The sequence below is a fragment of the Salinisphaera sp. G21_0 genome, from assembly GCF_017744115.1.
In the GTDB taxonomy this organism is placed as follows: Bacteria; Pseudomonadota; Gammaproteobacteria; order Pseudomonadales; family Endozoicomonadaceae; genus Endozoicomonas.
Map to the genome: position 1 here is coordinate 1 of NZ_JAGHQW010000293.1, position 523 is coordinate 523.

General features: G+C 48.2%; 1 pseudogene. It reads right to left on the reverse strand.

Features of this window, described 5'->3' with window-relative positions:
* Positions 1–523: pseudogene (locus J7439_RS26125) on the reverse strand (hypothetical protein); the annotation flags it as partial.

Below are 523 nucleotides of genomic sequence, written 5' to 3' on the forward strand. Positions count from 1 at the left end.
GATGGACTTTCCAGACGAGAAAACAGTTCATCTATGTACTTTTCAAGGGCGTTTTTATTATCGTCACCAAAGTACAGATAAGACCTGGCACAGAACACCATGACTCCCCAGAGAGAGATCGATATATTTTGCTGAGAGAGCTGAGGGTTTTCACTGAGTCGGCAGGCAAAAAAATCGAACGTAGATTTAATCAGTTTCAGCTCAATGGCCTCACCAAGTTTGGCCACGGCCCACAACAGGTTGGTGATCTGCTGAGGAATAAAGTGGTCTTTCTCTTCTTTTGATTCGGCTTTGGTTTTCAAATGGGACAACAGCACGACCACAGTCTCTTTGAGCTTTGCCATCTTCTCCAGTTCCAGCCCGTTGTCCATCAGTTTCGCCACGGCCCACAGCAGATTGGCGACTTCCTGTGGCTTAAAGTGGTCTTTCTCTTCTGTTGATTCGGCTTTGGTTTTCACATGGGGCAACAGCGCGACCATGGCCTCTTTGAGCTTCGGTGTCGTCTCCAGTGCCAGCCCGTTGT